We start from the raw sequence: 24,818 nt of genomic DNA on the forward strand, positions 1-24,818 counted from the left end.
GCTTAACTTTGTGTGGAAAACAATAATCTGATTCCAAACACGTCGAAAAGGCCTGCGGCGAATAGCCGCAACCTACGTGGATGTTGACGCAAAACCACCGGTCAGCTCATTGATATCAATGAGATCGACCTCTCTACCCAACACCCGCTTGTATCGTATCAACTCGACAACAGGGATCGTGGGCACTTCAACGCCCAAATAACTCCCAACAACAGATTGAGAGAAATCCGTTTTGAGCTCAATCCAATTACCACTGCCTGCTGCTTTTATTTTGGTGCCGGGAGACAAACCGATTTCAATTTTCTGCCCCTGATAGCTCAATTGAAAATATTGCAAATCCCATCCACCTTCAACATAGTGGGCTAGAGGCTTAGAAATATAGGCACGTACCAATGGTAGGATTTTGTCGGCATCAGCCCTTCGAGTGTATAGATCAATATCCGCCACCTCCCTGCTACCACCATGAATGGTTGCAGCAAGGCCGCCAACGACCTGGAACTGCACCTGCTGCGAATCGAGCATCTCCTTTACCCACAGCAGTGCATTTTTTACTTTTTCGCTCATCCTAAACTTTCCTGTTGATTACTCCATGTACTTGGATTCAGTATCTATAGCGATGACAGCCAAGGCAAGGGGGTGCTTGAAGGAGAGTAGCAAAAGCCTGCCCCCCCTTTAGTGCCCCGCCTCCTCACATAGGATATCTTACGTGTCTCAGCAATAAACTTAGGGAAGCAGTGACAACTCTGCTAGAATCCCGAGCCCATACCACATAGCCCAACCAATCTTGGTTAAGTTAGATACTTAGGAACTCGTTATGATGACCGATGAAGAAAGAATTGAACTACAACAGAACAACCCACTGCACGGTCTTAAGTTAGAAACCTTACTGCAAGAGTTGGTGGACTACTACGGTTGGGAGATCCTCGATACCGCAATGCGTATCAACTGTTTTCATACTAACCCATCGATTGCGAGCAGTGTGAAGTATCTAAAGAAGACGGCTTGGGCAAGAGAGAAGCTCGAGAACTTCTACCTTTACCGTTTCAAGCGCATGCCACGTGCTTCCGCAGAAGAATACGATCTACCCCCACGTGCCCGCACTTTCCCGCACGGCCTTAAACCCAAAGAGCCGATGGAGCTGACCGTGGAATCGATTTTGAAATCCCAGGCCAAAGCGGCCTCGGCGCACAAAGAGCGCTCATCGCGTGGTCGCCGTCCACGCCGCTAACCCATTCGCTGCATTTGCACCAATATCAAAAAAGCCAAGTAGGGGTAACCCTACTTGGCTTTTTACTATGCGGATAGAGCGGCGGAAAGTTCGCGGCTTTTTCAGCTCAGCAATTACTTGGCCAGGAAAGCCTCTAGCTCTTCGCTGCCACCGATGTGCTTACCACCGATGAATACCTGAGGTACCGTGCTGCGACCAGAGATAGCGCGAAGGCTGACGGTTGTGGCGTCTTTGCCCAGAACCACCTCTTCGTAGTTCAGACCGTTGTCGATCAGGTTCTGTTTCGCTTTGGCGCAGAATGGACAACCCGGCTTGGTAAACACCGTAATAGATTCTTGAAGTTTGTGCTCTGGTGCAACATAAGCCAGCATTGTGTCGGCATCAGACACCTTGAACGGGTCGCCCGGCTCGTCGTTTTCGATAAACATTTTCACCACGACACCATCTTTAACCAGCATGCTATAACGCCATGAGCGGTCACCGAAACCAAGGTCGTTTTTAGCAACGAGCATGCCCATGCCTTTCGAGAACTCACCGTTACCATCCGGGATGAAAGTGATATTTTCAGCTTCTTGGTCAGCTTTCCATGCATTCATCACGAACGTATCGTTGACGGAAACACACAGGATGTCATCAACACCGTGCTCGGCAAACACCGACGCCAACTCGTTGTAGCGAGGTAGGTGGCTAGAAGAACATGTCGGTGTAAAAGCACCTGGTAGAGAGAAAACAATAACGGTTTTGTTGGCAAATAGTTCTTCCGTGGTCAGATCTACCCACTGATCGCCTTGGCGAGTATGGAAAGTGACCTGAGGTACTGCTTGGCCTTCTTTTGATTCGAACATAATTGATTCCCTTAAATTTGGATAAGTAGTTGTTGCAACTGGAGCCTTTTCTTCATTGCTCCCTGTTGATGAGTTCATTATGCCACTATAAGGAAATAGGTCACGCGGATTACACTTATCGATTCAATAGGTAAAATCTATCATAGAAAGTCGATGCGGCGGAGTGTTCAGGTTATGGTGGAGCCAGAGCAAGGTATAGGGGAATTTTCAAATCCCTATCAGGCGCATACCTAGAACGAAAAAAGCCTCGTCGTTTGACGAGGCTTTCGAATGTGGCGGAGCGCTCTGGGTATGGCGGATTTGATTCAAATCCCTTACTCAGAACTCAATGCGTACGAAAAAGGCCTTGTCTTACGACAAGGCCTTTGAATGTGGCGGAGAGATAGGGATTTGAACCCTAGATACGCTATTAACGTATGCCGGTTTTCAAGACCGGTGCTTTCAACCACTCAGCCATCTCTCCGTAAGTGCGGCGTATGATACGAGCTCATCCGATTGATGTAAAGGGCTTTTCGAGCCGCACCTCACCAACCGAGCAACAAGCCCGCAATTCGCTCAAATGTGCTACGACTAGTTGTAGGCGCGGGCAAATTTACCTTCAGATCTCGCCAGGTAAGCACCTGTATTGGCCGGAATAAAGACTGATTCACCTTTGCCAATAGTCACTGATTCACCGTCGATGTGAGCGACGGTCAATGGCGCATCTACCGCCAGCAGGATTTCTGCACTGCTTGTCTCTAGCTCTACATTGTCCGCCTGCTGGTAAACGCTGAACTTGAAGTCAGGCACAGGGATTGGGTAGTGCAATGCGCCATTTTCAGTCTGCGGGGCCAGCAGCAAGGTTTCAAACGGCATTGGCTGACAGCGGGTGCACGAAACCAGCTCAGGCACGTCCATATATTTTGGCGTCAGGCCTGCGCGAAGTACATTGTCGGAGTTTGCCATGATCTCCAATCCCGTGCCCTTAATGTACGCATGTGGTGTACACGCATCCAGGAACATGGCTTCGCCCGGCTGCAGTGTCAGGGTATTCAGCATCAGCGGGGCAAACAGGCCGATATCACCAGGGTATTGCTCTGCCAAGTCCAAGATCAGGGCAAACAATTCTTCATCCTTGTGCGCGTCGGCATAGGCCAGTAGCTTGGCCACGCTGCTCTCTTTCGCTTCACCGTCCAACGACAGCATAGCTTCGAAGAAACCTTCAAGACCTTGCTCGTTCTGATTTGCTTCCAGCGCTGCAACCAACGCATGAATTTCTTCAATTTCCAAGGCACGGAAATAAGAGACAATTTGCCCAAACTCGCGGAAACCGTTCATGGCCTGGTAAGGTGTCAGAGCATAAACCAGCTCAGGCTTATGGTTGGGATCCTTGTAGTTGCGGTTACCCGCCGTACGAGGTACACCCTGCTCTTCTTCTTTAGCGAAACCCGCCTCAGCCTGGGCTTTGCTCGGGTGAACCTGAATTGACAGGGCTTTTTCTGCAGCCAGCACTTTGAAAAGGTATGGCAACTCACCAAATGTCTCGGCTGTATCAGCACCGATCAGGTTCGCTTTGTCAGCCTCAATAAAGTCAGATAGCAGTGTCGGTTTGCCATCGACTTCAATTTGCGAACAGCCATTTTGGTGCGCGCCCATCCAGATCTCCGCTTGCGGCTTGCCTTCAGGGTTCTCGATACCAAACAACTGGCCAATCGATGTGGTGCTGCCCCATGCATAATCCTGAATTACGTTATGCATACGATAAAAACGAGAGGAAGTAGTCATAGCTTTCCTTATTTCTAATGCAGATTTCATTAAGACCCCAAACCGACTATTGAGGAGCTAATGAAATCCGATTAACACTCTGGGTTAATCGCATACCAGCAGCGCATACTACCAAAAACCACCTGCAATGAGAGGTTTTTCATTACTTTTCATCGATTCTTCTTGGTTAATCAACGAACCACCCCCTCCCTCTAAGCCAAAAAGCTCCCTCAGATAAGGGAGCTTCAAGGACACAGTAACTCAGGCCTTACTGTGTAACACTATTGCTTGGGGGATTAAGCAACAGCAGTTTGCTGTGATTTAGCCTGACGCATCTTCTTCAGTGAAACAGCTACCAGTGCTGTGACTACCGCACCTGCCGCCATACACGCCAGTGCTAGAACCGGTTTGTTCATCGCGCCAAGTAGAGCCACAACCGGGCCACCGTGAGCAACACTGTTGGTGATACCGAATGAGAAGGCCATGACAGCTGCAACCATAGAGCCTAGTACGTTGGCAGGGATAACCGACATTGGGTCTTGCGCCGCGAATGGAATCGCACCTTCCGAGATACCGACCAAGCCCATTGCACCAGACGCTTTACCGGCTTCAATTTCGGACTCTTCAAAGATATTGAACTTGCGACCAATCACTGTCGCTAGCGCCATACCCAGTGGAGCGACAGGGATAGCACATGCCATCGCACCCATAAATTGTGTCTGGCCGCTGGCAATCATGCCGACCGAGAACAGGAAGGCAACCTTGTTAAATGGACCACCCATATCAAAACCAGCCATACCACCCAGAACGATACCCAGCAGAACAACGTTACCTGTACTCATGCTGGTTAGCATCGCGTTCAAGCCATCCATCAGGCTCGCAATCGGCGCACCGATGACGAAGATGAACAAGCTCGAGATAAACAAGCTACCGGTAATAGGCGCAATCATAATTGGCACCAGCGGCTGGATGAACTTGTGGTAGTTGCGGGTAACAATAAATTTAACGAAGTAGCCCACCAACAGACCCGCAACGATAGCACCGATGAAGCCTGTACCGGCTTCCGCACCGTAGAACGAACCGTTGTTGGCGATCCAACCGCCGATCAGACCCGGGGCAAGCGCCGGACGGTCAGCAATGGCGTAAGCGATGTAACCAGCCAAAATTGGGATCATCAGTGTGAATGCAACGACACCCACATCCAGTACCTTATTCCACATGCTGCCATCAGGAATGGCCATACCCGCTTCTGTTGGCTGACCACCAATTGCCAGAGCAAGGGCGATCAACAGACCACCAGTTACTACGAACGGGATCATGTGCGATACACCGTTCATCAGGTAGCGGTATAGATCAGAGCGCGCCTGAGTCACTTTGCTTCCTTTCTCGGCTGGCGCATCCTCGCCAGAGGCTTGGTACTCTGGAGCCGCCAAGGCTTGGCCAATCAGGCCTTTGGCATCTTTGATCGGTGCTTTAACACCGGTTTTAATCAAGCGCTTGCCAGCAAAACGAGCCATGTCCACCTGCTTGTCACAGCTGACAATGATCGCTTCGGCACGGGCAATTTCTTCGGCTGTCGGGCTGTTCTTCACCCCGATAGAACCATTGGTTTCGACTTTGATTTCGTAGCCTAGTTCTTTCGCTCCCTTCTCAAGCGCTTCCGCTGCAAGGTAAGTGTGCGCAACACCGGCAGGACAACCTGTCACACCAATAAGGAAACCATTTTCAGCCGCTGGTGCCTCTGCGGTTTCTGTTTTTTCCAGCAACAGAGCCAGCGCGTCTTTTTCCGATTTAGCCGCGAGGAAAGTATCGATAAAGCCGTCTTCAATCAGCTTGGAAGACAACTCGGCCAGCACTTCGATATGGTGGTTTGCACCGCCGTCTGGCGAGGCAATCATGAAAAATAGTTTGGAAGGCAGACCATCTTCGGCACCGTATTCAATACCGCTACGGCTAATACCAATGGCGACTGCCGGCTCGCTGACTGCGGCACTTTTGGCGTGCGGCAATGCTACGCCGTCTTCAAAGCCTGTGTTGCCCAGCTCTTCGCGGGCATGGATATCGGCCAAAAACTGCTGCTTGTCGCTGACTCGACCCTGCTTGTGCAGGATGTCGATCATCTCAACAAACACCTCTTCTTTTGTCGTTGCCTTAAGGTCTAGGCAAATCAACTGCTCATTAATCAGGTTCGTGATCATGAGTGTTCCCCCTTTGATTATTTATATCGGCATACTGTTTACCGTTGGGGATATTTTCGGCTTTTTAGTACGCCTCTTATAGTGTACCAGAGGGGCATTTACTGGATATTTGTAACACCTGTATTGTTGTGTGATCGGACTCTCATAATAAACCCACCTATACCAGCCACCCACAAAGTCAATATATATACTATAAATCAACAATTTAAAACAATGTAGTAGTTCATAAATAGTGCATACATTAAATCAAAAAAGAACAGCAGCTAGACTTAAGTAACACGATTTTTCAGCCTGAGACGAGAAATTTAGGTGATCAGCTTCACGGTATCAGGCCGAGAACAAGGACAATAGAGACAAGAGCAAAAGATAATAGCAGCCACTAGCACATCTGAGCCAAGACCAATTAGTACCATGAGCCAAGTATTCCACCAGCTTATCGAAACCCTGCTTGCCGAGCGTGAGCACTTCAACCGGATCTGGTTTGCCGGTGATCATGTCACTCCGCCACCATTCAGTTACCAGGTCAACTTCCCCCGGCTGGAAATGGTCATCAGCGGTGAGTACCTCAACCAGCTGGAAGATCCGGATCATGGCATTACCGAAGTGAAGATCATGGCCGGTGACGCCCTGTATATTCCACCCAACAGCTGGAACAAACCCAACTGGGATACCGACTGCTCGGTACTCAGCCTGTTATTTGGCAAGCGCCAACTCGGATTCAGCCTAGTCAGCAAGTCCAAAGGGCAGACCAACTTCTACGATGTGCAAAAGCACAGTATCCAAACCCGGACCGGCTTTGCCATCGACCATATCCTTGCCGCGCTCAATGCCCTTTCCAAAGAGCCACTGCAAAAGCCGATGGACGAGCACCTGCTGCAAGCCTTAATGAGCTATTGTCAGCAGATGCTCGCAGCCCCCAGCAACACCCATAAAAAGCGCAGTGAAGATCTCTACCAGGGGATCTGTATCTATATTCAGGAGAACTTCCACCGCCCCATTACCCGCGATTCCATTGCCAAGCGCTTCAACATTACGCCTAACCACCTGTCGCGCCTGTTTCGCCAACAGGGGCATATGCGCATGGCCGACTACATCACTTGGGTACGCATTGAGCGGGCAAAGTTCATGCTGAAAAAGTACACCTTCCGCCTGAACGAAGTGGCCACCCGATGCGGCTTTCAGGATGTGAACTACTTCTACCGGGTGTTCAAGAACAAAACCGGGATGACCCCCTCGGATTATCGGGGAAGAGATTAGCGCGGTTTCGTTTGATGGGAGAGGGTCACCGGAACGGCAGCGACAAGCTGTCGAGTACCACCGCCTTCAGAACCTCAGGCCGTGAGTGTTCCGTTAACAGCTGACAAAAATCAGGCTCCAGCAGCCGCTTGGAAAAAGAAGAAAACGCCAGCAAATGCTCTCGCTGGGGAGGAGCTGGCAATACCAAGCCGACCACACAGCTAACCGGCCCGCGCTTGGACCCCCATTCGACAGGCTGCGCCAACGGTGCCAGCACGACAACCGGAACCTCGACATCAGGCGTCAGGATATGCGGCAGCGCAACACCATTACCCATCGCCGTTGACGACACAGCCTCCCTCGCCTGCATTTGCTCCAGCAAACGGGCGGCCTTATCGGACTGGCCGGGGGCGCACTGGCGGCTGATTTGCGTCAGTACACCGTCTTTATCGAGCGAACTCGCACCTAACTGGGGCAGCAGCGGTAACTGGCTCAGCTCATAGGCAAAAGGCAAGGCAATCTCTGCCTTAGCCTCTCGCTGGCTGAGGTGGCGGTGGCCAGTACAGACTAAATGGCAGTGCTCGGAAACAAAATCAGTCAGCACCATGCAGGCCAGCTCGGCATCCGAGCCTTCGATCATCAACTGACACAGATCGCCCGGCATGGAGCCCAGGCTCATCATTCGCATTGCCTGTTCGGCATTGGCCATCCTGAGCTGGGAGATATTGTGGATCACCACCACCGAGCGGAAATAGCCCGCCAAGGTTTTCAGCCGGTTGAGCTTCCAAGCTGGCAGGCCCTCGTCATCAAGGGTAAAGGTGATACGGCGTTCAATTATCATGCTGGTTTAGCCATAGCGTGACGCAATCAAAGTTCTTTGCAACGATTAATCACGCCAACAGGGTCGGTGAGCACCTCTTCGATCGTCACGCAGTGGATCTTGCTGCCGGTAAATCGTGCACGGTGCTCAATTTCGATATCAGAGGCAATCAGAACCACATCGGCACGGCCGATATCCTGAATACCCAACTGGTTTTCAATTCCCATCGCCCCTTGGGTTTCCACCATCATCTGTACCCCGAGCTGCTGGGCAGCCTTGGTCAGCTCGGACGCGGCCATATATGTATGGGCAATCCCTGTCGGGCAAGCGGTGACAGCAACAATTTTCATGGGTCTTTGGTCTCTTTATATTTTCTATTATGTCTACCCAAGTGACTTGGGTATATGTTTTGTACTGTTTTCAGCACCAATAATCTAGCGAGTTAGAGAATATTGGTTCAAATTTCAAAACAGAAATTGATCTACCCCCAGCAATCAGCGGGTGTTTCGCGTTATAAAGCCTAGCCAGAATGCCTTGGTTGCTGATAAAATCCGCCTCCAACAGAAATCCCAAATATCTAAAAGAGAGTGATTCCTATGGGACGCAGTTTCGAAGTCCGTAAAGCCTCGATGGCGAAAACTCAGGGCGCTAAAATCAAAGTTTATTCAAAGTACGGTAAAGAAATTTACGTTATTGCGAAAAACGGTGGTATCGACCCTGACACTAACCTTTCCCTAAAACGCATGATCGAGAAAGCCAAAAAAGATCAGGTGCCTAGCCATGTTATCGAAAAAGCGATCGACAAGGCTAAAGGTGGCGGCGGTGAAGATTTCGCAACTGCACGCTATGAAGGTTTCGGTCCTGGTAACACCATGGTGATCGTTGACTGTCTAACCGACAACAACAACCGTACGTTCATGGACGTTCGTCAGGCATTCGTTAAGAACGGTGCAAAGATCGGCTCTCCAGGCACGACGGCTCACATGTTCGAACACCAAGCGGTATTCCAGTTCAAAGGTGATGACGAAGAAGCAGTACTTGAGAACCTAATGATGGAAGATGCTGACGTATCTGACATCGAGTGTGAAGACGGCGTGATCACTGTATTTGCCCCGCACACTGAGTTCTTCAAGGTGAAAAATGCCCTGACGGCAACCATGCCAGAAGTAACACTAGACGTTGAAGAAATTTCTTTCGTACCTCAAACCATGACTGAAATCTCTGGTGAAGACGTAGCGAAGTTCGAGAAATTCCTTGATGCGCTAAACGATTGTGACGACGTGCAAAACGTTTACCACAACGCAGAAATCGCAGAATAATTGCTTGTTCTCGAAAAAAACAGCCGGCATTGCCGGCTGTTTTTTTATCTACGCTCTATAGCCTGCACGCACTAATATCTCAACTGACCATAGCAGTCAAAGGCCGTGCGACTGGCCACCGTCAGTGTTGTCGTGACCGATAGCGTAGCCGAAATAAAAATGGCCACCATGATCACCAGTTGGTATTTCACCGCCAGCAAGGGCTCGGTACCGCCGAGGATCTGGCCGGTCATCATCCCCGGCAAGCTGACAATTCCCAACGTCGTCATCGACGCCAGCTGCGGCGCTAATGCCGCTTTAACCGCCGTGCGGATGAAAGGCTGCTCCGGCTTCGGGGCCCCCAGCGCCAAATAGAACTGATACTCGTCCTGCTTGTCTTTCAGGCTGCTGTACCAGCGCTCCAACGCCAGCACGTTCGCCGCCAAGCAATTACCCAGCAGCATCCCGGCAACAGGAATAAGGTATTGTGCCTGCCACCAAGGTTCAGCCTGGATCACCCCCGCCAATAACAAAGGCAAAACGACCAGCAGCGCAACGACATGGCCACTCAATACAGCCGGTAACACCGACTTTGGCGGTACGCCTGCCCGGCGGCAGATACTGAACCCGGCCACGATGACCATCACCGATAGCCACAAGGTATTGAGCCACGGGTTCTGGAAGGCGAACAGCGTCTGTAAATAGATACCAACTATCGACAACTGCAGCGTCATTCGCAAAACCGCCGAGATCAGCGTCTTGCTCAGCCCAAACTCCCAACGCTGGAAAAGGCCAAGAGGAATAAGAAACAGCAGGTAAAACCCCGCCAGAGCCCAATTACTGATCGCCAAGGTCTCACTCATTGCCGCCTCCCATGTGATGATGAAGCTGCGCCGAGTTCACCCAGACCGGATCGTGGGATACGGAGATCACCGTCAGCGACTGCTGCGCAAGCAGTGCTATCACTCTATCACGGCTTGCAGGATCCAACGCCGAGGTCGGCTCGTCCATCAACCACAAAGCGCGCTCCATCAGCAACGCACGGGCAATGGCCAAGCGCTGCTTCTCCCCGCCTGATAGCTTGCTGGTCGGCTGCTCGAGGGAATGGCTAATACCCAGCGATGCCAACACCTTCAGGCATCGTTCATGGGAGGGTTCAGGAATAGCCTGGGCCTTGAGGTGCCAAGGCAGCATCAAAGCCTGCAAAATCGTATCCCCGCCCATCACCGCTTGCTGGGGCAGGTAGCAAAACTGCTGCCGCCACCAAGACAGGTTCTGCTCTATTATCGTGGTTTGTTGCCAGTGGATCTCACCGCAAGAAGGCGGACGCAAACCGGCGATAACCTGTAAGAGGCTGGATTTTCCACAGCCAGATGGCCCGCTAATCACCAAATGCTGGCCGGGCTGAAGCGTCACCGTCAGGTGCGACGTCGGTTCGGCTTCAAACCCCGACCCCAGCTGCCTGGCCGCGAATAATTCTGTACGTTGTTCTGTCATACATTACTCCAATCGTACAGAGATTTTACTTCTCCCTTCCGCATGGCTCAAACCGTTCGCAATCATCGTTTATATTAATGAAAGTAATGGATATTTACAGTATGTAAATAACCGGACACAACCGTCAGTGCTATGTAAATTCCACGGTAGCTAATGCCTGCGAAACCTATTTCATGGTAAGGTTACAACCACTAATAAAACAATATCCAAAATTGCGGTAGCGGCAATAGCTTGCCGATACCTTTCGTTTGTCCTTCGCCTTCCAGCAATCATTATGCGCCCAGAAAATAACAACCATGCTGCCAATAAGCAGCCGGCACCACCAACAAACCCAGCGGCACCGACAAAAGCGGTAAAATCCCCCCTGAAGAAAATCAGTAAGTGGGTTGGCCTTGGCCTGCTCACGCCCACAGCCATTCTTACCGCCGCCCTCGTGGTAGGTGTGAAGCTTGACCTGACACCCTACCGAGACGATATAAACCAGTGGCTGACCGCCAACCTCGAGCGGGAAACCCGCATTGACGGGGAGATGGGGCTGGTCCTGTCATTCCGTCCCGAGGTTCACCTCGAAGGGGTTCATATCGACAACATCGAGGCCTTCGAATGGCGACCAATGCTAAGCTCAGGCAAAATCAACGCTAAAATTGCGGTGCTGCCGCTGCTTAGGGGCACACTGGCAGTCGACTACCTTGAGCTCGACAGCATCAACCTGCACTTGGCCAAAACCCATGACGGAAAAGCCAACTGGTTGCTGGGATCGGCTCAGAGCCCGCAGCCAGAGCCCGCTAGCCAGGAAGCGAACAGCGGAAAAAGCGGAGCCCTGCAGCTCGCCATCACCGACCGTATCATTGCCAGCAACTTATCGGTCATGTTCGAAGACCAAAGCCAGGGGCAGTTCTTCGACTGGTACCTCGATTCCCTCAGCCTCAGCCAACCCGGTAACGAGTGGGAGTTTACGGCCAAGGGGGCGATGATAGGCCAGCCTTATGATATCCAGCTCACCGGCGATCTGGAGCAACTGATCAACCAGCAGACCGGCAAGGTCAAAGCGAGAGGCTCCTTTGCCGGTGCCGAACTGAATATCGATGCCGACGCCGCTGATATCCTGAGTGCCGATATCAGCCTGCAGTGGCAGGATACCGGCCCTATCGAAGCCCTGTTCGGGTTGGATGTGAAGCACGTTGCGCCGCTGACGATATCAACTCACCTCAACGCCTCTGCCAGTAACATCAAGATCAGCGATCTGGTTATCGACAGCCCGATCACCCACGGGGCCGGGTACCTGAATATCGAACTCGGCGCTCACAATGTCATTGATGGCGAGCTGAACATTCCGCTGATCGACCTGCGTCCCTGGCTGCAGCCCGAGCCCCAGCCTATGATGCGGGCTTTTTCCGCAGCCCCGCAGCAATCGCCGCTGCAACGTGCCCTCGAGCAATGGCTGGAGAAAACCACCACCCGGGTCGATCTTTCAATTGATGAGATCAAAGGGCTGGGAACACCGGTTGAGAACCTGTCGCTGTCGATAAACGGCAAAGCCGGGATACTGGCAGCCCCGATGACCGCCGATATTGCCGAAGTCCCATTCCGCGGCCAAGCGTCACTGGATGCCACTGGTTGGGTGTCCAACCTGGATATCCGGTTGGGGGCCGAACAATCCCCCTTGGGTGAAATGGCGCGCTGGATCACCGGAATTCCCTACTCCCGAGGCCATCTGGATCGTGCCGAGCTCGCGGTGACCACCAACGGTACCAAGCTCAGTGAATGGCTGGAGCGCGCCGAGCTTTCCCTTGCCATCGACAAGGCATTGGTTAAGTGGGGCAGCGAAGCGAGCTTCAGCATTGACCAAGCCAGGCTCAATGCCGGCATCAGCCGCCCGTTCCAGTCCGACATTCAGGGCCAGTTGATGGGCATCCCGGCCCACATCCAGGCCCAGGCCGGTACCCTGCAAGATATTATGATGGGCCGCGATTGGCCGACAACCCTGACTTTCGACTCTCCGGCCATCACCGTCACCGCCGAGGGACTCCTGAAACATACCCGCTGGGAAGAAGGCAGCTGGTTCGATCTCAAGGTCAACAGCGACGATGCCAGCCTGCTCAATCCATGGCTGGGAACCCAGACCAATATCTCCGGCACCGTCCATATCGATGGCAAGCTCAGCTACCAGAACGGCTGGGTTGATCTGGCCATGCCGGATCTGGCGCTGCTGGAGAGCTACGGCGATGTCACGCTGCGTTGGCAACCGGACCAACAGCGCCCGTTCCTGGTGATGGATGCCCAGTTCTCGCAACTGGACTTCACCCAGTTCGGCCAGTTCATCAACGATGACGAACTGCCGCAGGTTGAGCAAACCGTACCAACCCAGGGGGTGAACTTGGACGTGCCGCTACTGGGCAGCGATCTGGTCATTGCCGACGCCGATCTGAACTTCCGTGCCGGCAAACTGAAATGGGCTGATCAGCAGCTAGACAAGTTGTCATTCAGCGGCAAAGTCCGTGACGGCAAAATGACCCAAGCGCCGATCAGTGCAAGTTTTGCAGGCAGCGCCTACCAAGGTGACCTGAGCCTGGGTGTCAACGCCGCCAATATCGAAGCCGATCTCAACCTTGCGGTAAACCAGCCGGATATCGGGGCTATCCTGAGTCGATTCGATGTCACCGATGATTTTGATATGCGTCTGGACCGAGCCAAGCTAGCGGTCTCCCTGTCAGGCCGTACTATCCTGGAGCTGATGGAGCACACAGAAGTCGATGCAACTCTGATCGGCGGCCATGCCAATATTGCCGACAGCTACACCGGCAAAGCGCTGGCAGTCCAGTTGGACCAAGGGCGGTTTGTAACCGGGCCTGACACCGCAACCCGCCTGACTATCAACGGTATGGCGGCAGGCAAAGCGGCATCCTTCAAGCTGTCATCGCTTTCCCTCAAGGAAGCCAATGACGGCCGAAATACGTTGCCGGTTACACTGGCAGCCAGTTTGGGCGACATGCGCTTTGATGCCAGCTCCCATCTGAGCCTGCCGATCGATCCGCAGGCGCTCAACCTCACCTTCGAGGCCTTTATCCCTAATCTCGACCGGCTCGAAGCCTTCAGCGATATCGATTTGCCGCCTTACGGACCCGTCAAGCTGGCCGCCAGCCTGTCGATGGACGCCAGGGGCTATCACCTCAATGATATGACGGTACAGGTCAACAACAGCCAGCTAACGGGGAAAGGGGCTTGGCTGCCGCCACTCAAGGCGGAGCTTCGCCCGCGCCTCGAACTGGCTTTGCGTGCACCTTTCATCCAGCTTGACGACTTCAAGGTCGGTGACTGGCAGGCCTGGGAAAATGAAAGTACCGAGGGCGCTAACGCCGATGGTTCGACACCGAACACTGACGTAAAACAAAATACAGCCCTGATCAGTACCGACGGCCTGGAGATGCTCAACGCCAACTTCTCGTTGGATGTCGATGAGGTTCGCTCTGGCGAAGATTGGTTAGGTGCCGGTCAATTGTACTGGACACTGCAAGACGGAGTCTTCACCCTCAAGCCGATGACCGTCCAACTGCCAGGCGGGAATATCGAAATGGCCAGCGAGATCAAGGCCAAGGACGAGATGTTCGATATCCAGCTCAGTGGCCATGTCGAGAACTTCGACTACGGGGTCTTGGCCCGCCGCCTAGCACCTGACAGCGGCATGCACGGCAATATCTCCACCCAGTTCAACCTGACCAGCCTGGCCAATTCGCCAGATAGCCTGATGAACAACGCCAACGGGTTTATCGGCTTTGCCGCCTGGCCGCAGGAGTTTGAGTCGGACCTGATCGACCTGTGGGCGGTCAGCCTGACCGATGCGATCATTCCGAACTTCACCAACAATGATCCTTCTGTGCTCAACTGCGTGGCTGCCGGATTAGATATCCAGCAAGGCACCATGCGCCAGCGCGACTTGCTGCTCGATACCACCCGCATCCAGGTCAATGGTCAGTTCGATGCCAGCTATGCCAACCGCGACTTTGCCCTCTATCTGCGGCCACAGTCGAAACGTGCCCAGATCTTCAGCCTGCAGACACCGGTGGAAGTCTTCGGCAAGTTTGAGGACTTCGATTTCTCGGTACCGCTATCGGCCATCCTGGAAACCTCGGTGCGTTTCACCACCAGCCCGGTCGTTTCACCGCTGCGCTGGTTGGTCGAAAAGCCGATCGCCAAAGACGGCAGCCAACAGTGTGAACTGATTTGGCAGGGACAGAGTTAAAAAGACCTATTGGCTATTTAGCCTGAACATATAGCCCTAAAAACAAGCCGCCAGCGTGATGAATCACGCTGGCGGCTTTTTCATATCAGCCATTGCTGGCCCATCAATCAGTCTCCCTGGCGGTAGCGCTGTTCGATCTCGTCCTGGGCTTCGAACTCATCGAACTCAATCGGGGTCACTTCATCCGAGCTGAACTTGAGTACCGCAGGTGCCGAGTAGTTCGGCACGTTATCGTAGTTGAACACCGAGTAGTATTTGGCCAGGTTAGCATTGCCGAACTTATCGAAGGTATAACCGTCCTTGCCGGCATACAGCTTAACGCCATCAAACGGTGAGCGCGGAGGATGGAAACTATTGCGTACCACGTAGGCTCCTACCCAATCGCTGTCTGAAGGGGGCTCCCACGTCAGTTTGACCATGCCTCCTTCCAGGCTGGCCTGGAAATTTTCCGGCGCATCGAGTGGCTGCTTACGACGCTCGATATACTCCACCACCAACTGGGTCGACATGGTGCCGTCGTTCGACGCGGTCTTCCACTCCACCACAGCATCCTGCTGCCTGGACGCCGAAGTGGCCTTGATCACCAGCTTCACCGCCCGACTCTGATCATAGCAATCCTCAAGGTATTGACGGGCAGAACTATCGAACATGAATGTCTGGCGGGCTGTTTTGGCCAGCCCTTCGCTGCTGACTTCGTAGCCGATAAACTCTATCGGCTCACCAGTAGCCAATTGCTCAAAATCAGGCGCATCGAGATCAACCATTTCCACCAAGAAGCGCATCGGCTGGTTAATCCCCGTCAGCGACGCGCTTTCCAGCACAAAGTAGGCGTCGGTAAAAACCACATCACTCTGCTCGGACATTCTCGGCAAGGTGAAATCCACCACCCCGTAGATACGCTCTCCGTTGGCATCGTAGCCACTTTGCAGCTTACCGAACGCCACCGCCTCAGATGTCACGGTATGGTAGGCACTGGCACCAACCGCCAGCTGAAATGGCTTGCGCTGATAGATCAGATCCAGGCTAGGCCGGTAATGGATCCCGCCGCCGAAACGGCCATAACCGATATCGAACTGCATCATCTGAGAATCATTGCCCACAGGCAAACTGACCGGCCCCTGAAGCCGCAACAACAAACGCCCCTTTTCAAGCTGTTGCTCTATCAGCTCTTTCTCCAGCGCACTGAAATGCCAGCTCTTCCAAATCCCCTGGGTCAGCTGATCCGAATCAATGGCATCCCCCAAGGTCTGGATAGGCGTCGCATTGTGGATCTGGTCAAAGTCGGTAATATCACTGATCTCATCCGGGTTCAGGATCGAGACTGACCATTCGCCGTAGTTTTCGATTTTCGCCCCGACCCGGTTCATCGGATAGAGCGAGAACAGCGCATCCTTGATCTTGGCATCGGCTGGCAACCGGCTCATGTCATAGTCGATCACACCGTAGCAGATCCCCTTGGTCTTGTTCACCCCGATAAACAGTGAGTTATGACCAAAGTGCTCGGCATTGCTGGTGCGGGTCAGCTCACCGACATAACCGATTTTTTCCGGGCCCGGGAACAGGGTGAACGAAAACTCATCGCGTTCAAGCAAGGTTTTGATTTTCAGCTCCGGGGCAAACGGTGACTTGATCCGGGTCACCCGGTTCACTTTGCGCAGGTTGTAGAAATAGCGACGGCCTGATTTGAGTTGCTTGTCGGTATAGCGCAGCTGCGAAGTTATCGCGATCAGGTTATCCCGGGTACAGGGCGCCTTGGGGGTTTCACTGCGGTAGATCTGGTAATAGCAACCTTCATCTTCGGCACCCGGCTCCCAGACCAATTCCACCGTATTGGCAGTGATCTCCTTAATTGAAAAGCTCTCCGGCCGGCTCGGTGCCAGCTTTGAGTAATCGATCGTCGTTCTGAGGGCATAGAGCAGAGCAGGGATATTTTCATCGACGCTTTGCGACATGTTGATCAAATAATCCGGAATGTTCCGGCTCCCCACTTCGACCACGGTCGAGAGGATCCCCCTGTCGTAGTAATACTCCCGCCCGCTGCCGTGGATCAGGTTCGCCGGCGGCTTACCACGATGGATACCGTACTGGCGGTTGGTGACCTTGTAGATCTCCCGCGCCATATTGGCGCAGAGGATATTCAGATCCGTCCCTTCAATTTCCGCTTCGTGGTTGAACTTATGGGCCGGGAAAAACACATTACCCTGCGAATGGTAGTCAAGTGCCACGCAGATATTGTCACGGCTTTCGACAAACTGCTTGATCGCCTGCGTTTCTGGCTCGGAAAACGGCCCCGGCCCGCCGTAGATATTGGAGTTGGTCTGGGTCGACTGGCGGAAATTGATACCAAAATTACGATTGAGATCGACCCCGAACGTCCCGTCACCATTATCACGGCGGTTCTTGCGCCAAAACGAGAAATGCTTGCGGGAGTACTCAAAGCCATCGGGGTTGAGACAGGGCACCATGTAAAGGGTATTGCGGGTCAGTGCCTCCACCACATCCGGGTTGGACGGATAATTATCCAACAGATACTGGACAAAACTGACCGCCAGCTCGATACCGATCCACTCCCGGGCGTGAATAGTACCGGTATAGAGCAAAGCCGGTTTCAGATCCGCATAGGCCACATCTTGCGACATGGTGACCATCATGATAGGCCGGCCTTCATGGGTATCACCAATACTCTGCAAGCGGATCAAATCCGGATATTTCGCCATCGCACCTGCCAGGAAATCCATCATGTCCTGGTAAGAGATATACTGTTTCTTCATTCGACCGCCTCGTCAAAGCGATACGGCTCATGAGCGCCATGCTCACGCCATGCATCCATGATTATGGCTAACTTCTTGTGCTTGAGGTTCCTGAACTGCAGCAAAATTTCTGGTTGGTGATCGAGTACCCGTACCGTCTCCTCGGCCCCTAACGTTGTCACGATATCAGTGGCCAAGGTTTTGCCGACACTTTTTACCCGGAGGAAAAACGCCAGCAACTCTTCTTCGCTAGGCGTTTTTTTCTCAGCCACGGCATGATGCAACGGGGCATTAGCCACTTCTTCCCGCTGCTCGATGCCGGTGTCTGCTTCCTGCTCCATAATCTGGCTCACATTCACAACCGGCTCGCAAGTTGCAGCTATCACTTTGTAAGCAGTATTACCCTGAAAATTCCATGCCTCACTCGGCCACTCTTCCTCACGCTGGTAGCTCGTTTCCAGCAGGCGATAGCGCTCATCAGCAGGGGCGTACTCCCCGGTATCAGTTGAATAGTCTGCTTGGCCAAAGGTGATATAACGCATGGTACGAAGCAGCGACGAGTCAATCTTGCCGAGCTCTTCCCAGTTACGGTGGGCAAAATACGGCTTGCGGAAATCTTGCTGTGCCAGCAGCCACATCAGGTACTGGCCAATCCAGTCACGGATATACGGGAAGGCAGCAAAAGCGGTCGCACACTCCAAGATGGTGTAGTCATCTTCCATGCTTACCGCAATATCACAGGCCCAGTATTCCGCATTGGCCGCCTTGGAGGCTTTCACCGCCAATTCAAGCACGCCATCCGGTACCGCCTGATAATCCATACTGCCGCCCTGACTGGTGTTGGTCAGCCACTCACCTTCCGGCGGGCGACGCCAGAATGCACAAACCGGCTGGTGGCCAACCAGCATCACCCGGATATCCGCCTTCATTGGTACGAAATCTTGAATATAAGCAGGGTAGTAACGTTTTTCCGAGAACAAACGCAATGCTTCATCGGCGCTATCCACCTTATGGACAAAATAACCGCCGTAGTTAGAGGGGCCATAAGAGCGCTTGACGATTTTCGGGTAATCGGTATTTGCCAGAAACGCCAACGCCTCATCGACAGCATAAAAAATACGGGTTCGCGGGATGGGCAAATCGTATTTCTCACAAAAATGGGTCACGTTTTCCTTGGATTTGTTGCTGAACTGGCTATCGAGCGACGGCAGGAAGCGTACATCTGGCAGTTCACGGGCAATTTCACGGAAAGTCTCGTAGGCGGTAGCGGGAATATTGCCGATCAACACATCGATTTTCTTGCGTTTCACCTCAGCAACAAAACGGTCTTTATCATTACCCCAGTGGTAAGTGACCTGTTCGATTTTGTCCGGCCACCCCCTGAAGTTAGAGCGGTTGAAGAAGCGCAGTACATGATCTAGGTACAACAGGCCAATTCTGGGACGAGCTTGGGTCAGGGTGTTCATACTGCAGCTTCCTCGGTAAGCAAATTAGGTTTGATCAGTGCTTCAGACAGTGAGGGAATAAAGCCTTTGGCTGGCGCTTTGCTGTCTTTGGTGACGGTGCGGTCAATGAGGTCGACCAAGAAATCTATCTTGGTGTCATTGAAATCCAGCCCGAACGCTTCTTGGTCTGGCGTGGCAAACGCAGGAATACCATTGACCTCAATCACCACATAGCGCTGGTGTTCGACATCATAGATAATGTCGACTCCGGCCACTTCCAGGCCGGTTACTTTTGCCGCCTTCAAAGCCAGCTCGACCACTTCGGGCACTGGCTCTCGCTTAATCACACTGCCACCGCTGGTGACGTTGGTCTTCCAGCTGCCGGGAGCTGCTTTGCGTCCGTAACAGGCAACAAATTTGTTATCGACAATGTCGATACGGTAATCAGAGAAATCATTCTCGATAACCCGCTCGATATAGAACTGCGGTGCCTGTTGGTGATGGATAAACGGCATCAGCAAATCCAGATCACGCTCGCTTTCTAGCTTGATAATGCCATTGCCGCCCCAGCCGTCGACTGGCTTACAAATCGCCTTGCCACCCCAGAACTGCATATGTGCTCTTACCTGCTCCAAGTTATGTTTATTGCAAATCACATAGTCAGTCGTTGTAATGCCGTTCGTTTTCAGCACATGGGCGGTGCGGAATTTATCTTCGGTTAGCGCAAATGATTGATAGTTGTTGATCATTGGCATCATCGAGTTAAGCACCTGATAGAGGTACACCTGATATGGCGTCTGCTGCCCTGCGTTATACGAAAAAAACAGGTCGAGTTCGTTGAGTTGCTGCCCGTTGCATACAATATTGCCGTCAAAGGCGGTCGCTTGAGCCAAATTCAGCCCAGTTAGGGCATCAATTTCACGCTCTCGCAGCTTATTGACGATCTTTTGCTCTATTTCCTTACCTCCACAATTTTCATACATCCATAAACCGACCCGGTGCCTAGCCATGTGTCACTCCTTTTGTGAGCAGTTCTAAAATATGCCGCTATGGCATTGTGAGTAAAACCAACAGGATAGTAATATAGTTTGACATCATAATGTTGCATATGTGTGGTAACAGTGAGCCATGTGGAACTTTTATTCAAACCGCACAGAAAAAACACTCATCTTGTGCAAGGAATCAAATTATGGAAACTATCGATTTCACTGACTTAAAAACAATTGTCGAAATAAACTCCTGGACAGGAAATAAAGATGGCGTAGATCTAAGTGGTATGACCATGCAAAAGTGGTTAAAGCCACTTGGCTTCAATGTTGAGGTTTTTCATCGGAAAAAGGTGGGAAATCACCTATTGTTCACCACGCCACAGCAAAACAACGCTTCTAGAGTGTTATTACTTGGCCACCTGGACACCGTATTCCCTCCGGGGATTTTTGAACACTTCCGAGAAGATGAAGAGTGGGTGTACGGTCCTGGTACGTGCGACATGAAAGGGGGCAATTTTGTCGCCTTGAGTGCCCTGCGAAATCTTTACCAAACCCATGGTCAAATCCGCAATATCGATGTCCTGCTGGTCAGCGATGAGGAGACCGGCAGTGATGACAGCAAGTTTGTCACCCGTCAACTCGCCCACCATTACGATGCCTGTATCGACTTCGAAGCCGCCGGTCCAGAGCACGAAGTTGTGACTGGCCGAAAAGGTGTAGCGACTTATCGTATCGAACTCACTGGGATAGCGGCCCATGCTGGTAACAACTACCATCTCGGCAAGAATGCCAACCTCGCCGCTGCCAAGCTGCTGATTGCGTTAGATGCATTAACACGCGTCGAACAAGGAACAACGGTCAATGTGGGCAAAATCAAAGGCGGGATCAGTACCAATACGATATCTCCCGGAGCTGAATTAATGGTTGAAGCACGATTTACCCACCTCAAGGAGCAAGAGCGCGTGCTAACTACGATCCCCGAACTGATCCACCAGCACGGTGTAGAAGGCGTGACTGCAACGATAGAAGGCGGCTTACAGCGTGATGTCATGACCCCTTCACCAGAACAGCAAGCCCTACTTGATAACTTTGCAACCATCCTGGGCTATCCTCTAAAAACAGAGCAGCGCGGAGGAGTCAGCGACGCCAATATTATGGCGGGTGCCGGCGTCCCAACATTGGATGGATTCGGCCCTTTCGGTGATGGCGATCATACCGAATTGGAACGAGCCTCTAAGGCCAGCTTCTGCCGCCGGATCAAAGAAGTCACGGCTATTCTCGAGCATTACAGCCAAGCTGAATAATTAAATTTCCCATGGGCAATTACACCACGTGTAATTGTCCATCAAAGACTCTCCTACCACTTGAGGTAATTAACCATTCAAAGGTATCATCGCTGTAATGAAAAATAAGTTATCAATTTATTACTTGAAAAAAGATAACAGAACTAAATAATGACTGGTAGCCCAATTAATTTATTTTTTGCTGTTAGCACGCGTTGCTGTCACTGCCAGCTAAATAACCATACTAACCAATCCTTCAACATTGAACTTACAAATTCACCGTCAGAACAACCACATTCATGGTACAAGCACACTGACAAAAACCTAATTTAACATCAGTGAGATAACATCAAGAAAGAACATCATGAATCAACCTTGAGAATAATGCCCTTCAACACTTTCAATTTTGTATGATATTCAGAAAGCCCAAACCAGCCCTCTAACAGACAAACAAATGTTCTTCTCAGCTCAAGAGAATGTGTTAATTGTATCTCAATATAAAATAGCCCATAATACGGCGCCTTATAGACAACGATAATAATAGACAGCTACAGGTTTAGAGTGATGGAACAGAAAATATTGGTCGTCGAAGATAGCCGTCCATTTCGACGAGTCATTGAAAGTGAGCTGCGACAAGCAGGTTATACCCCGGTACTTGCCAACTCCATCGCAGAAGCCGAAGCTGTTTTAGACAATAGTACTGACTTTCTCTGTGCCATTCTAGACTACTGCCTGCCAGACGGCCAAGACGGAGAAATAATAGATGTTTGTCTATCCGTAGGGATAAAAGTCATTGTTTTGACGGCCTTAATGGATGAGATGACCCGCGAAAAAGTACTGGCGAAGACGGTCATTGACTATATTCCCAAAGATAGCCCGACCTGTATTGCCAGTATGATCCCAATCCTCCAACGTCTGGAGCGCAACCACGACCATACCGCCTTGGTGGTTGATGACTCAGTAACTGCCCGCAAGTACATCCGCAGCCTGCTGGAAAGACAGTACCTGACCGTTCTGGAAGCCCGTAACGGTGAGGAAGCGCTGGAAATGATCAACAGTAACCAGTCGATCTCTCTGGTCATCACCGATTACTCGATGCCGGAACGGGACGGCGTCAGCTTGATCAAAGAGCTCCGAAAACGCTTCCGCCCCGGACAGCTTGCTGTTATTGGCCTCTCAGCCAGCGAAGAGCCCGCGCTAACCGCAAAGTTTCTCAAGGCCGGAGCCAATGATTTTCTGAAAAAGCCGTTCAACCAGGAAGAGTTCTATTGCCGCTTACACAGTACGCTCAATATTCTTGACTCCGAGCGTAATCTCTACCTTTTGGCCAACCGTGATTATCTGACTCAGGCGTGGAACCGTCGCTATTTTTTCAACCATCAGCTGGTGAAGAAGAATGCAGGGCCACGTTGTCTCGCACTGCTGGATATCGACAATTTCAAGCAGCTCAACGACACCTATGGTCACCATATCGGAGACATGGTGCTTATCGAGCTGGCAAACACCCTGCAGCTCTACTTCCCTGATGCCTTGGTTGCCCGTTTCGGCGGCGAGGAGTTCTGCATTCTTTACGGCAATGCACCGGACATTTTCATCCAGAGGCTAAACCGCTTGATCGAGGAGATCGCCCAATCCGAACTGACGATCCTCGGTAACACCATCAAGTACACCATTAGCCTCGGAATCACCCATGCCGAGAGTGATATCCACTCGCTGATCCAGCGCGCCGACAACTGCCTGTATAAGGCCAAAGAAAAGGGGCGTAACTGCCTCATTGCGGAATAAGTGCGCCCCTGACAAAAAGTTAAAGCACTGTGACGAGTGGCTCTTCGATACCCTGCCACTCCACTTGCGCGGTTAACACACGTCCCGGGCCATTGCTACTTTCGGCACTGGTGACAACGAGCTGGTTACCTTTCTCACCACCAAGGGCAACCATGGTTGGGTTATCCGCCGGGACCGGGATCACATGGGTGACCATGCCGTCGGCGCCTATCCGCACCACGGATTGACCGCTGTACATCGCCACCCAGTATGCTCCCTCGCTGTCGACACAGGCACCGTCTGGGCGGCCTGCGAAACCGGTCAGATCACAGAAGACGCGGTTTTCTCCATACTCGCCCGTTGCCGGGTTGTAATCGGCGCGATAAACCAAACTGGAGCCGGTATCAGCCCAATACAGAATGTTACCGCACGGCGAAAATGCCAAACCATTGCAGGTCCAGGCGAACATCGGCATCTTCTCCAGCTGGCCGCCCGCCATCAATTGATAAAACTGGCCCTGATCGCCCTCTTTGGCACCGTTGCGGGTACCGGCCATAAAACGGCCCCCCGGTGCGGCCCGGCCATCGTTGAACCGCATTCTCGGGTGCGTTTTTTCCAGAGGCACGATTTGCTGGCGCTCAGCCTCCCAGCTTTCCAGCAGATACACCCCTGACTTGGTACCCAGAACGAACCCGCTCTCCCCCCACATGGCGGCACAGCCTAACATGTCATCCCAGCCGCGGACTTCTGCCATGCCGCCTTTCAGGCGCCATAACTCCCCCTCAGGTATATTGACCCAGCACCAAGCCTGCTGGCGCCAATCCCAGCGGGGACATTCGGCAAGCGCAAACCCCTGCTCTACCAGTGGAGTAAATTCGAGATTCAATTGCTGACTTTCTTTCATTGCTCTTCCTACAATTGTCTTTATGTTCCTTGCGACCCAACTACCCCAACCTTAGCCTAGCTAAGCATACTGTTGAGATTATGAGTGCGGGATGTTGAGTTACCGGTAACATATATACAAGATCGTTATTGTGTCAATGCCATTGCCATTTTGAAGTAGGGAACATCGCCTTTGTAAAACCGCTCACCTTCCGACTCCATCCCGAGACGTCGGTAAAAACCACCTGCCGACTCCCGGGCGTCACACCAAAAAAAACGCACCCCTTTTGCCTTGAGATCAGCCAGTACAAACTCGATAACCGCACTTCCTATCCCTCTGCCTTGGCATTGTGGTAACGTAGCAAATTTACGTAGCCTGGCCTGCTCACCCGAGACAAAAACCGAGGCCACACACACCAGACGATCGTCTTCATACACCCCGTAGTGCAGCCCATCATCATCACCCGGCACACGGCAGAAATCGACACTCTCATTGGGCCACAGTACCTGATGCCGAACAGGCAAAGTCTGCTCAGCCGATATTTGATTGATTTTCACTGTTTTCCTACCTCTACCTTTCATTCAGCAGCTTAATGTATA

At 52.0% G+C, this 24,818-nt stretch carries 19 protein-coding genes and 1 tRNA gene; 6 read left to right on the top strand and 14 right to left on the bottom strand.

Translation table 11 applies throughout. The features are described 5' to 3' along the window. Positions 1-72: 72 nt before the first annotated feature. Positions 73-564, bottom strand: coding sequence for a MazG-related protein (locus PTW35_RS25225; RefSeq protein WP_281027974.1), 492 nt, complete (start codon positions 562-564; stop codon positions 73-75). A gap of 253 nt (positions 565-817) precedes the next feature. On the opposite strand from PTW35_RS25225, the gene PTW35_RS25230 reads away from it, so the two are divergent. Then, a complete protein-coding gene (locus PTW35_RS25230; protein ID WP_197078573.1) occupies positions 818-1,228 on the top strand; it encodes a VF530 family DNA-binding protein in 411 nt (136 codons plus the stop codon). A gap of 113 nt (positions 1,229-1,341) precedes the next feature. On the opposite strand, the gene PTW35_RS25235 is transcribed toward PTW35_RS25230, so the two are convergent. The 4 genes from PTW35_RS25235 to PTW35_RS25250 all read right to left on the bottom strand — a co-directional run bounded on the left by PTW35_RS25235 (position 1,342) and on the right by PTW35_RS25250 (position 6,014). Continuing rightward, complete coding sequence (locus PTW35_RS25235) at positions 1,342-2,073, bottom strand: glutathione peroxidase (protein WP_281027975.1); 732 nt, start codon at positions 2,071-2,073, stop codon at positions 1,342-1,344. A 372-nt stretch (positions 2,074-2,445) separates the two neighbouring features. After that, positions 2,446-2,536, bottom strand: a tRNA-Ser gene (locus PTW35_RS25240). 107 nt (positions 2,537-2,643) lie between these two features. Beyond that, positions 2,644-3,837, bottom strand: coding sequence for a mannose-6-phosphate isomerase, class I (gene manA / locus PTW35_RS25245; RefSeq protein WP_281027976.1), 1,194 nt, complete (start codon positions 3,835-3,837; stop codon positions 2,644-2,646). Positions 3,838-4,112: 275 nt separating this feature from the next. Beyond that, on the bottom strand, positions 4,113-6,014 hold the full coding sequence (locus PTW35_RS25250; protein ID WP_281027977.1) for a fructose-specific PTS transporter subunit EIIC: 1,902 nt from the start codon (positions 6,012-6,014) through the stop codon (positions 4,113-4,115). A 411-nt stretch (positions 6,015-6,425) separates the two neighbouring features. On the opposite strand from PTW35_RS25250, the gene PTW35_RS25255 reads away from it, so the two are divergent. Then, a complete protein-coding gene (locus tag PTW35_RS25255) occupies positions 6,426-7,271 on the top strand; it encodes an AraC family transcriptional regulator (RefSeq protein WP_039457415.1) in 846 nt (281 codons plus the stop codon). 25 nt (positions 7,272-7,296) lie between these two features. Here PTW35_RS25255 and PTW35_RS25260 read toward each other — a convergent pair whose 3' ends face one another. Then, positions 7,297-8,091 (bottom strand): PTS sugar transporter subunit IIA, encoded by a 795-nt coding sequence (locus PTW35_RS25260; RefSeq protein ID WP_281027978.1) that lies wholly within the window; start codon positions 8,089-8,091, stop codon positions 7,297-7,299. Between the two features lie 26 nt (positions 8,092-8,117). Then, positions 8,118-8,420 (bottom strand): fructose PTS transporter subunit IIB, encoded by a 303-nt coding sequence (locus PTW35_RS25265; protein WP_281027979.1) that lies wholly within the window; start codon positions 8,418-8,420, stop codon positions 8,118-8,120. Between the two features lie 246 nt (positions 8,421-8,666). On the opposite strand from PTW35_RS25265, the gene PTW35_RS25270 reads away from it, so the two are divergent. Then, on the top strand, positions 8,667-9,389 hold the full coding sequence (locus PTW35_RS25270; RefSeq protein WP_281027980.1) for a YebC/PmpR family DNA-binding transcriptional regulator: 723 nt from the start codon (positions 8,667-8,669) through the stop codon (positions 9,387-9,389). A 71-nt stretch (positions 9,390-9,460) separates the two neighbouring features. Here PTW35_RS25270 and PTW35_RS25275 read toward each other — a convergent pair whose 3' ends face one another. After that, positions 9,461-10,231, bottom strand: a complete 771-nt coding sequence (locus tag PTW35_RS25275) for an ABC transporter permease (protein ID WP_281027981.1) — start codon at positions 10,229-10,231, stop codon at positions 9,461-9,463. Next, a complete protein-coding gene (locus PTW35_RS25280; protein WP_281027982.1) occupies positions 10,224-10,865 on the bottom strand; it encodes an ATP-binding cassette domain-containing protein in 642 nt (213 codons plus the stop codon). The genes PTW35_RS25275 and PTW35_RS25280 overlap by 8 nt, the downstream gene beginning before the upstream one ends. Positions 10,866-11,139: 274 nt before the next feature. On the opposite strand from PTW35_RS25280, the gene PTW35_RS25285 reads away from it, so the two are divergent. Continuing rightward, complete coding sequence (locus PTW35_RS25285; protein WP_281027983.1) at positions 11,140-15,105, top strand: AsmA family protein; 3,966 nt, start codon at positions 11,140-11,142, stop codon at positions 15,103-15,105. 107 nt (positions 15,106-15,212) lie between these two features. On the opposite strand, the gene PTW35_RS25290 is transcribed toward PTW35_RS25285, so the two are convergent. Genes PTW35_RS25290 through PTW35_RS25300 form a run of 3 tightly spaced genes read right to left on the bottom strand, consistent with a single transcriptional unit; the run spans position 15,213 to position 20,310 of the window. Then, entirely contained in the window at positions 15,213-17,876 is a 2,664-nt protein-coding gene (locus PTW35_RS25290; protein WP_281027984.1) for a M14 family zinc carboxypeptidase, read from the bottom strand. Next, positions 17,873-19,321: a hypothetical protein gene (locus PTW35_RS25295; protein WP_281027985.1), complete on the bottom strand. Its 1,449-nt coding sequence runs from the start codon at positions 19,319-19,321 to the stop codon at positions 17,873-17,875. The genes PTW35_RS25290 and PTW35_RS25295 overlap by 4 nt, the downstream gene beginning before the upstream one ends. After that, the gene (locus tag PTW35_RS25300; protein ID WP_281027986.1) at positions 19,318-20,310 is read right to left on the bottom strand and encodes an ATP-grasp domain-containing protein; all 993 of its coding nucleotides are present in this window, start codon (positions 20,308-20,310) and stop codon (positions 19,318-19,320) included. The genes PTW35_RS25295 and PTW35_RS25300 overlap by 4 nt, the downstream gene beginning before the upstream one ends. A 179-nt stretch (positions 20,311-20,489) precedes the next feature. On the opposite strand from PTW35_RS25300, the gene PTW35_RS25305 reads away from it, so the two are divergent. Next, on the top strand, positions 20,490-21,593 hold the full coding sequence (locus PTW35_RS25305) for a M20 family metallopeptidase (RefSeq protein ID WP_281027987.1): 1,104 nt from the start codon (positions 20,490-20,492) through the stop codon (positions 21,591-21,593). Positions 21,594-22,136: 543 nt separating this feature from the next. Next, a complete protein-coding gene (locus PTW35_RS25310; RefSeq protein ID WP_281027988.1) occupies positions 22,137-23,357 on the top strand; it encodes a response regulator in 1,221 nt (406 codons plus the stop codon). Positions 23,358-23,376: 19 nt separating this feature from the next. Here the strand turns inward: PTW35_RS25310 and PTW35_RS25315 are convergent, their stop codons facing one another. Both PTW35_RS25315 and PTW35_RS25320 read right to left on the bottom strand, forming a co-directional pair. After that, complete coding sequence (locus tag PTW35_RS25315) at positions 23,377-24,240, bottom strand: SMP-30/gluconolactonase/LRE family protein (protein WP_281027989.1); 864 nt, start codon at positions 24,238-24,240, stop codon at positions 23,377-23,379. A gap of 125 nt (positions 24,241-24,365) precedes the next feature. After that, positions 24,366-24,776 carry a GNAT family N-acetyltransferase gene (locus tag PTW35_RS25320; RefSeq protein WP_281027990.1) on the bottom strand — a complete coding sequence of 137 codons (411 nt, stop codon included), beginning with the start codon at positions 24,774-24,776 and terminating at the stop codon, positions 24,366-24,368. Positions 24,777-24,818 lie beyond the last annotated feature (42 nt).

This window comes from Photobacterium sp. DA100 (genome assembly GCF_029223585.1).
Lineage (GTDB): Bacteria > Pseudomonadota > Gammaproteobacteria > Enterobacterales > Vibrionaceae > Photobacterium.

What these genes read in the sequence shown, in the direction of transcription:
- PTW35_RS25225 (WP_281027974.1), bottom strand. Translation starts at nt 564, where the DNA reads ATGAGCGAAAAAGTAAAAAATGCACTGCTGTGGGTAAAGGAGATGCTC.
- PTW35_RS25230 (WP_197078573.1), top strand. Translation starts at nt 818, where the DNA reads ATGACCGATGAAGAAAGAATTGAACTACAACAGAACAACCCACTGCAC.
- PTW35_RS25235 (WP_281027975.1), bottom strand. Translation starts at nt 2,073, where the DNA reads ATGTTCGAATCAAAAGAAGGCCAAGCAGTACCTCAGGTCACTTTCCAT.
- manA (WP_281027976.1), bottom strand. Translation starts at nt 3,837, where the DNA reads ATGACTACTTCCTCTCGTTTTTATCGTATGCATAACGTAATTCAGGAT.
- PTW35_RS25250 (WP_281027977.1), bottom strand. Translation starts at nt 6,014, where the DNA reads ATGATCACGAACCTGATTAATGAGCAGTTGATTTGCCTAGACCTTAAG.
- PTW35_RS25255 (WP_039457415.1), top strand. Translation starts at nt 6,426, where the DNA reads ATGAGCCAAGTATTCCACCAGCTTATCGAAACCCTGCTTGCCGAGCGT.
- PTW35_RS25260 (WP_281027978.1), bottom strand. Translation starts at nt 8,091, where the DNA reads ATGATAATTGAACGCCGTATCACCTTTACCCTTGATGACGAGGGCCTG.
- PTW35_RS25265 (WP_281027979.1), bottom strand. Translation starts at nt 8,420, where the DNA reads ATGAAAATTGTTGCTGTCACCGCTTGCCCGACAGGGATTGCCCATACA.
- PTW35_RS25270 (WP_281027980.1), top strand. Translation starts at nt 8,667, where the DNA reads ATGGGACGCAGTTTCGAAGTCCGTAAAGCCTCGATGGCGAAAACTCAG.
- PTW35_RS25275 (WP_281027981.1), bottom strand. Translation starts at nt 10,231, where the DNA reads ATGAGTGAGACCTTGGCGATCAGTAATTGGGCTCTGGCGGGGTTTTAC.
- PTW35_RS25280 (WP_281027982.1), bottom strand. Translation starts at nt 10,865, where the DNA reads ATGACAGAACAACGTACAGAATTATTCGCGGCCAGGCAGCTGGGGTCG.
- PTW35_RS25285 (WP_281027983.1), top strand. Translation starts at nt 11,140, where the DNA reads ATGCGCCCAGAAAATAACAACCATGCTGCCAATAAGCAGCCGGCACCA.
- PTW35_RS25290 (WP_281027984.1), bottom strand. Translation starts at nt 17,876, where the DNA reads ATGAAGAAACAGTATATCTCTTACCAGGACATGATGGATTTCCTGGCA.
- PTW35_RS25295 (WP_281027985.1), bottom strand. Translation starts at nt 19,321, where the DNA reads ATGAACACCCTGACCCAAGCTCGTCCCAGAATTGGCCTGTTGTACCTA.
- PTW35_RS25300 (WP_281027986.1), bottom strand. Translation starts at nt 20,310, where the DNA reads ATGGCTAGGCACCGGGTCGGTTTATGGATGTATGAAAATTGTGGAGGT.
- PTW35_RS25305 (WP_281027987.1), top strand. Translation starts at nt 20,490, where the DNA reads ATGGAAACTATCGATTTCACTGACTTAAAAACAATTGTCGAAATAAAC.
- PTW35_RS25310 (WP_281027988.1), top strand. Translation starts at nt 22,137, where the DNA reads ATGGAACAGAAAATATTGGTCGTCGAAGATAGCCGTCCATTTCGACGA.
- PTW35_RS25315 (WP_281027989.1), bottom strand. Translation starts at nt 24,240, where the DNA reads ATGAAAGAAAGTCAGCAATTGAATCTCGAATTTACTCCACTGGTAGAG.